Origin of the sequence: Mycolicibacter engbaekii (assembly GCF_002101585.1) — a bacterium.
Classification (GTDB): Bacteria; Actinomycetota; Actinomycetes; order Mycobacteriales; family Mycobacteriaceae; genus Mycobacterium; species Mycobacterium engbaekii.
Genome location: NZ_LQOT01000039.1, coordinates 45,649 through 53,477, shown reverse-complemented (window position 1 = coordinate 53,477; position 7,829 = coordinate 45,649). Strand labels below are relative to the sequence as shown.

At 68.7% G+C, this 7,829-nt stretch carries 5 protein-coding genes; all 5 read right to left on the bottom strand.

Going from position 1 to position 7,829, the window contains the following annotated elements; translation table 11 throughout:
- Positions 1-108 precede the first annotated feature (108 nt).
- Positions 109-1,866 (bottom strand): AMP-binding protein, encoded by a 1,758-nt coding sequence (locus AWC02_RS11380; protein WP_085128879.1) that lies wholly within the window; start codon positions 1,864-1,866, stop codon positions 109-111.
- Between the two features lie 548 nt (positions 1,867-2,414).
- Entirely contained in the window at positions 2,415-3,131 is a 717-nt protein-coding gene (locus tag AWC02_RS11375) for a thioesterase II family protein (RefSeq protein WP_085128878.1), read from the bottom strand.
- Positions 3,132-3,207: 76 nt separating this feature from the next.
- The gene (gene lipL / locus AWC02_RS11370; RefSeq protein ID WP_085128877.1) at positions 3,208-4,473 is read right to left on the bottom strand and encodes an esterase/beta-lactamase LipL; all 1,266 of its coding nucleotides are present in this window, start codon (positions 4,471-4,473) and stop codon (positions 3,208-3,210) included.
- Between the two features lie 76 nt (positions 4,474-4,549).
- Positions 4,550-5,539, bottom strand: a complete 990-nt coding sequence (gene meaB / locus AWC02_RS11365; protein ID WP_085128876.1) for a methylmalonyl Co-A mutase-associated GTPase MeaB — start codon at positions 5,537-5,539, stop codon at positions 4,550-4,552.
- Positions 5,540-7,828, bottom strand: a complete 2,289-nt coding sequence (gene scpA, locus AWC02_RS11360) for a methylmalonyl-CoA mutase (protein WP_085128875.1) — start codon at positions 7,826-7,828, stop codon at positions 5,540-5,542.
- Position 7,829 lies beyond the last annotated feature (1 nt).

Sequence of the window (7,829 nt, the reverse complement as noted above, 5' to 3'; positions counted from 1 at the left end):
CGCAGCGCCTCAGCAACAATCGCCCGACGATCCGGACCCCCCACCGACGCAGCACTCTTCTCGCTCAACTCAACCTCCCCGTGAGCCACGCGAGCAGCTCGTCATCTGTCATACAGACCGAGCAGTCGCATCCAGTCGCTCGAACCCATCCCGCTGATAGATCTCCACACAGCTGGAGCGACGAATCTTGCCGCTGGTGGTGATCGGGATGGCGCCCGGCGGAACCAGAACCAGGTCCCCGCTCACCAAGCCGTGCGCCTTGGACAGCGCGGCGGTCACCTTACGTCGAACCTCGGTCAGCCGATCCAGGATCTCCTCCTCGGATCCCCCCTTGTTCTTCAACTCGGCGATCGTGACGAGCTGCTCGGACTCGCTGTTCGGGATCGAGATTGCCGCGACGCGCCCACCGGTGATCTCCTGGACGGTGGCCTCGATGTCGTCCGGATAGTGGTTGCGTCCATCCACGATCAGCAGGTCCTTGATTCGCCCGACGATGTACAGTTCGCCGCCGGAGATGACGCCGAGGTCACCGGTCATCAGCCAGGGTCCCTGCGGCGTCCCGGGCGACGGATTGACCAGCTTGCCGCCGAAAGTCGCCTCAGTGGCTTGCTGGTTGTGCCAATAGCCGGCCGCAACGTTGGGGCCGTGCGCCCAGATCTCGCCTACCTTCCCCTCGGGGTTCTCGGTCTGGGTTTCCGGGTCCACGATACGCACGGTGCACGCGCGTGGCACCCCGCAGCTGACCAGTTCCACCCCGCCCTCGGCCCCACCCGGCTCAGCGGTCCCTGCCGCCAGCTTCGTGTAGTCGAAGCGCGCGGTCGGCGGCGGGTTGCCAGGAGTGTTGGAGGTGAGGTAGACGCTCGCCTCGGCCAGCCCGTATCCGGGCCGCAGCGCCGCCGGGTTCAGGTCGAACTTGGCGAACCGGTCGACGAACCGGCGCAGCGTCGCGGCGTGAATCCGCTCGGCACCGAAACAGAAGGTGTGCACGTTGCCCAGGGTGAGCCCGGCCATGTCCTCGTCGGAGGTCCGCCGCACGGCCAGCTCATAGGCGAAGTTCGGCCCGCCGGTGAAACCGACCGGGGCCTTGGCCAGTTCCTGCATCCACCGGGACGGCTTGGCCAAAAACGCCATCGGGCTCATGTGCACCGTGTGCACCTGCAGCACCATCGGGTAGATGACGGTGCCGAGCAGGCCCAGGTCGTGGTAGAAGGGCATCCACGACACCACGTTGAGCTCCGGCGGTGCCATGCCGCCGGTCAGCGCGAAGGTGTCCGAAGCCATCTGCACCATGTTCGAGACGGCGTTGGTGTGGGTGACCATGACACCGGCCGGGGTACGGGTCGAGCCGGACGTGTACTGCAGGAACGCGACCTTGGTGTGCGCGGTCGCCGACGGCGCGAACGCCGGCTCGGAGTCCAGGTCCAGGGCGTCGATCTCGATGACCACCGGCGTCTTGCCGGCCAGGCCCTTGATGGAGCTGGCGATGTCGCCGACAGCCGCCGTCGTCGTCAGGATCGCCGAGGGCGAGCTGTCGCGCAGGGCCGCCGACACCCGCTCGTCGTGCACGCCGAACATCGGCACCGGCAACGGAACGGCGATCATGCCCGCCTCGAGTGCACCGTAGAATCCGACGACGTACTCCAGGCTCTGCGGCGCCAGGATCGCGACCCGGTCGCCCGGCGACGCGCAGGTCGCGAGCTCGGCAGCAACCACGCGCACCCGGTTGCGCAGCTGGGACCACGTCAGGGTCTCCCGGTAGCCGGCAGGGTCGACGTCGTAGTCGATGAAGGTGTAGGCCGGGGCATCCGGCTTGTCCCGTTCCAGGTTCGCCAACAGGGTCGGGATGTGCGTTTCATGTGCCGACATTGCGTTGTCTTCTCCTTGTGCTGTCACCCTCACCTGCGGAGCTCTTCGCCCCGCACGGTGTCCGAGCTGACGGTTTCGCTGTGCACGGTCCCTGCACAGCGGAGGTATGCAATTGGGTGAGCGACATTTAGGGATGCTTCCCCCGCGAGATCAGACGTTGCGAGCACCCCAAACGGAATTGCTCAGCTGAATACGTCAACCCCAGCGCAGGTCGGTTGCTGGCAGTGCCGAGCCAAGACGGGGGCGGGGACCTCCAGGCGCCGAGATCGCCCGGCAGCCATGGCCGGTGCGGAGGATTCGATCATCGACACGGGTACCCCTTCTGGATGTATGGAACCTTCGCAAGAACTCCTTGGACCCCGACATCCCAGGTGTTTCCCTCCCGCGGAGGCTATCACGGTCGCACAGCTGACAGGCAATTTGTGGCTGTCAAGCAGCGCAGATACAGCAGTCCGCCATAGTAGCGGAGAACTCATTACCGCACCACCGATGTCGCCCGTCACGGCGGCGAATCCAGGACTGCGCGCCGGGCGGAAATGGCGGAGATGTCAGCGCTCGAGCAGCCGCGCGAGCTTGCCTTCGATGTCGCCGACCAGTTCGGTCAGGTGATCGTTGAGGTAGAAGTGGTGACCGGGCGCGGTGAACACCCGCGCACTGAACTCCCCGGTGGTGCGCTGCGCCCAGGGCCCCACTTTTTCGTCGGTCGCGACGTCGTCTTCGTCACCATGGAAGGCGAATATGGGGCACGACACCTGCGCCTCCGGCGGGCAGTCGTAGTTCGCGATGGCTTTGAGGCCGCGCAGGGTGGGCAGAATCTTGGCCGCGAACTCCTCGTTCTCCAGGAACTCGGGGTTGACGCCCGTCATCGAGCTCATCGCATCCAGCAGGCCGCGGTCGGACTCGGGGATGTTGTCGTAGCCCGCCCGTCCCGGAGCCCCGGCCGCCGAGACGAACAGGGCGGCGATCCGGTGTCCGTCCGCCTCGAACCGGCGCGCGACCTCGAAAGCCAGCAGCGCGCCCATGCTGTGCCCGAAGAAGGCCACCGGCCCGTCGGAGGACGTGGGCGGCGCAACGGTCTTGCAGACCTGGTCGGCGAGGTCGTCGATGCTGGTGAAAGCGCCGAGGTCATGCGTTCCGCCCTTGCCGGGATACTGCACCCCGATCCGTTTGACGTCGGTGGTGAACGCCTTGGAGAACTCGACGTAGTACTGCGGCGATCCGCCGGCGTGCGGGAAGATGTAGAGCTTCGGCGTGCGGTCAGTCACGCGCCAACCCTACCGGCGGCCCGCCGTACCTCTGGGAGTCCCCGGCCCCGGACCGGCCCACCCGGGGCACGGGGCGCTAGCCGGTTGCGGCGTCGGGCTGCGCGAACGGCTCCCCCAGCTGCGGCACCGGGGTGTAGCCCTTCCGGCGTGCCTGGGCCGCGCCTCGGCGGATGAGCGCCGCGGTGGCCACGAAACCGCCGTGGTCGACGCCGATGAACGGGGTCAGTAGCCGGTTGTGCACGAAACCGATCGCCAGCCCGGAAGCCGGGTCGGCCCAGCCCATCGAACCGCCCAGCCCGATGTGGCCGTAGCCGGGCAGCGCGGAACCGAACGGAACCGCGTGATAGCCCAGATGGAACGCCAGCGGGATCACGACCGTGCGGTCCAGCTGCAAGGAGCGCCGGCCGTTCAGGCCGTCCACGGTCCGCCGCGACAACAACTGGGTGCCGTCGATCTGGCCGCCGTTGGCCAGTGCGCCGTACAGGCGGGCCAAGCCGCGCGCGGTGGCCACCCCGTTGACGGCGGCGGCTTCGGTGTCCAGCAGCGGGATGTCGCCGCGCACCGCGTCCATCACACCGGGGAAATAGATCGCGCCGAAACCCCCGTAGGGCAGCAGCGCGGCGGCCTTGGGCGCCAGCAGGTTCACCATCCGGTTCGATCGGCTGCGCTGGGGCATGATGATCTCCGCGGCCCGGGTCGGCGCGTCGACCGGCGGACGGCCCAGGTGCAGTCCGTCGATTCCCAGCGGCCCGGCGAGCTCGGAGCGGAACAGCTCCCGCATGCTCATGCCGGTGACGCCGCGGGCCAGCCCGGACAGCAGCCACCCATAGGTGAGTGCGTGATAGGCGGGCTTTCCGCGTTCGGGCCCCGGGGCCGCCGCGGCCAGCCGCGCCTCCATCGCCCGGTGGTCCAACAGGTCGGCCCTGCTGACACCGTTGAGGTGGGTCAGCCCGGCCCGGTGCCCCATCAGCTCGCGCACCGTGATCGCGGCCTTACCCCGGGCCGCGAACTCCGGCCAATACCGGGCGACCGGCATGTCGTAGTCGATGAGGCCGCGGTCGACCAGTCGGTGGATCACCGTCGAGGCCGCGCCTTTGGTGGCCGAGAAGACCATCGCGCCGGTGTCGGCCGACCAGGGAACCCGCCCGGCCCGGTCCGCCCAACCGGTCCAGACGTCCACGACCGGCTTACCGTCCAGGTACACAGCCAGGGCGCCGCCGCCGAAGCGCCGGCCCGGGAACGCCGCCGCGAAGGCACGCACCGCCCAGGAGAAGTTCGGGTCGGCCGCGCCGCGTATGTTCGCCGGCAAACCTGCCGCCGAGCCCTGGAAAAACTGTGTCATACCTGGCAATCTACTCCGCCGGAAGGCTGCCATAAGTCGAATTACCGCAACCGACAGATAGATTCGGGTGCGACGCCTAGTCCCAGACTGCCTCGAGGATGCGCTGGGCCGCCAGCGCGGGGGTCAGCTCCCCGCTGAGTACCTGTTCTTCCACTTCGGTCCGCACCGCGCGCACCGCGGGGGCGGACAGCGCGCGTTCGAGCACCGCGTCGCGCACCAGCTGGTGTGTCCACTCCACCTGCTGCGCCCGCCGCCGGGCCTCGAACTCGCCGGCGTCGATCAGCGTCTGCCGGTGCCGCTCCACCGTCTCCCAGAACTCCGCCACCCCGGTGCCCTCGATTGCGCTCATGGTCAGCACCGGAGGTCGCCAGAGCGTCTCACGCGGGTAGATGAGCCGGATCGCTGCCGACAGTTCCCGGGCGGCGGCCCGCGCCTCGGCGAGGTGGTGGCCGTCGGCCTTGTTGACCACCACGATGTCGGCAAGTTCCAGGACACCCTTTTTGATGCCCTGCAACTGGTCCCCGGTGCGGGCCAACGTCAAGAAGACGAAGGTGTCGACCATGTTGGCGACGGTGACCTCGGACTGGCCGACGCCGACGGTCTCGATCAGAATCACGTCGAAACCGGCGGCCTCCAACAGCACCACCGTCTCGCGGGTGGCCTTGGCGACCCCGCCCAGAGTTCCCGACGTCGGTGACGGCCGGATGTAGGCGCGTTCGTGCGCGCCGAGCCGCTGCATGCGGGTTTTGTCCCCGAGGATCGACCCGCCGGTGCGCGTCGACGACGGGTCGACGGCCAGCACCGCCACCCGGTGCCCCTGCTCGACGAGGTGCATTCCGAGCGCTTCGATGGTGGTGGACTTGCCCACACCGGGAACACCGGTGATGCCCACTCGGCGTGCCCCGCCGGCATCCGGCAGCAGAGCCAGCAGCAGTTCCTGCGCCTGCTGACGGTGGTCGGGTCGGGTCGACTCGACCAGGGTGATCGCCCGGGGAAGCACGGAGCGGTCCCCGGCGCGCACCGCCGCCGCCAACTCGGCGACGGTGTCGGACACGTTGTCGGCCATCTACGCGTGGTCTGCGGCCGGTCCTGCGGGGTCGGAGAGCTCATAGCCCCGCCGGGCCGCGAGCGTGTGCAGCAGGTCCACCGCGGCGTCCGCGATCACCGTGCCGGGCGGGAAGATCGCGGTCGCCCCGGCGGCATAGAGCTCGTCGAAGTCTCCGGGCGGGATCACCCCGCCGACCACGATCATGATGTCGGGCCGGCCCACCTGCGCCAGTGCGTCCCGCAACGCCGGCACCAACGTCAGATGGCCGGCGGCCAGCGACGACACCCCGACCACGTGCACGTCGTTGTCGGCGGCCTGGCGTGCCACCTCGTCGGGGGTGGAGAACAGCGCGCCGACGTCGACGTCGAACCCGATGTCGGCGAACGCGGTGGCGATCACCTTCTGGCCACGGTCGTGCCCGTCCTGGCCCATCTTGGCCACCAGGATGCGGGGCCGGCGGCCGTCGGCCTCGGCGAACTTCTCGACCAGGGCGGTTGCGCTTGCGATGTTGCTGCCCTTCCCCACTTCGTCACGGTAGACGCCGGAAATCGTCCGGATCTCGGCCTGGTGGCGACCGTAGACCTTTTCCAGCGCGTCGGAGATCTCCCCGAGCGTCGCCTTGGCCCGGGCGGCGTCGATGGCCAGCGCCAGCAGGTTGTTGCCCAGGCCGTCGGCCCCGGCCGCACCACTGGCACCGGCCGCGCGGGTCAGCTCGGCCAGTGCGGCCTGGCAGGCGGCCTCGTCACGTTCGGCGCGCAGCTGCTCGAGCTTGGCCAGCTGTTCGGCGCGCACCCGGCTGTTCTCGACCTTGAGCACCTCGATCTCTTGGTCCTCGGCGACCTGGTACTTGTTGACCCCGATCAACGGCTGGCGCCCCGAGTCGATGCGGGCCTGGGTACGCGCGGCGGCCTCCTCGATGCGCAGCTTCGGGATGCCGTCGCTGATGGCCTGGGCCATCCCGCCGTGCGCCTCGACCTCGGCGATGTGGGCCCGGGCCCGTTCGGCCAGCTGGTGGGTCAGCCACTCCACGTAGTAGGACCCACCCCACGGGTCGATCGGCCGCGTGGTGCCCGACTCCTGCTGCAGCAGCAGCTGGGTGTTGCGGGCGATGCGGGCGGAGAAGTCGGTGGGCAGCGCCAACGCCTCGTCGAGGGCGTTGGTGTGCAGCGACTGGGTGTGGCCCTGCGTGGCGGCCATCGCCTCGATGCAGGTTCGGGCGACGTTGTTGAAGACGTCCTGGGCCGTCAGCGACCATCCCGAGGTCTGGGAATGCGTCCGCAGCGACAGCGATTTCGCGCTCTTGGGGTCAAACCGTGCGACCAGCTCGCTCCACAGCAGGCGGCCCGCACGCAGCTTGGCGACCTCCATGAAGAAGTTCATCCCGATGCCCCAGAAGAACGACAGCCGGGGCGCGAACTTGTCGATGTCCAGTCCGGCGTCCAGACCGGCCTTGATGTAGTCCACGCCGTCGGCCAGCGTGTAGGCCAACTCCAGATCGGCCGTGGCGCCCGCCTCCTGGATGTGGTAGCCGGAGATGGAGATCGAGTTGAACTTCGGCATCTTGGCGCTGGTGTAGGCGAAGATGTCGGAGATGATCCGCATCGAGGGCTTCGGCGGGTAGATGTAGGTGTTGCGCACCATGAACTCTTTGAGGATGTCGTTCTGGATGGTGCCGGCCAGTTTCTCCGGCGGCACCCCCTGCTCCTCGGCGGCAACCACGTACAGCGCCAGGATCGGCAGCACCGCACCGTTCATGGTCATCGAGACGCTCACCGCGCTCAGGTCGATCCCGTCGAACAGCTGCCGCATGTCCAGGATGGAATCGATTGCCACCCCGGCCATTCCGACGTCACCCTGTACCCGCGGGTGGTCGGAGTCGTAGCCCCGGTGGGTGGCCAGGTCGAAGGCCACCGACAGACCCTTCTGGCCGGCCGCGAGGTTGCGGCGGTAGAAGGCGTTGGAGTCCGCCGCGGTGGAGAATCCGGCGTACTGACGAATGGTCCAGGGCTGGTTGACGTACATCGTCGGGTAGGGCCCGCGCACGAACGGGGCGTCGCCGGGGAAGCTGTCCAGCGGGTAGCCCTGCGCGACCGCGGCGGCCCGGTCGGCGGCGGTGTACACCGGCTTGACCGCGATACCCTCCGGGGTGTCCCATTCCAGCTGTTCGGGAGCGTAGCCGTGTGCGGCCGCGGCGCCCGCGACGTACTCGGCGACCGCTTCGGCGGTCACCGGGTCGGCGGTGCGCTCCCCGTGCAGGGCGACCTCGGCGAAGCTGCCCAGGGTGTTGTGCGAAGTGCTGGTGGTCATG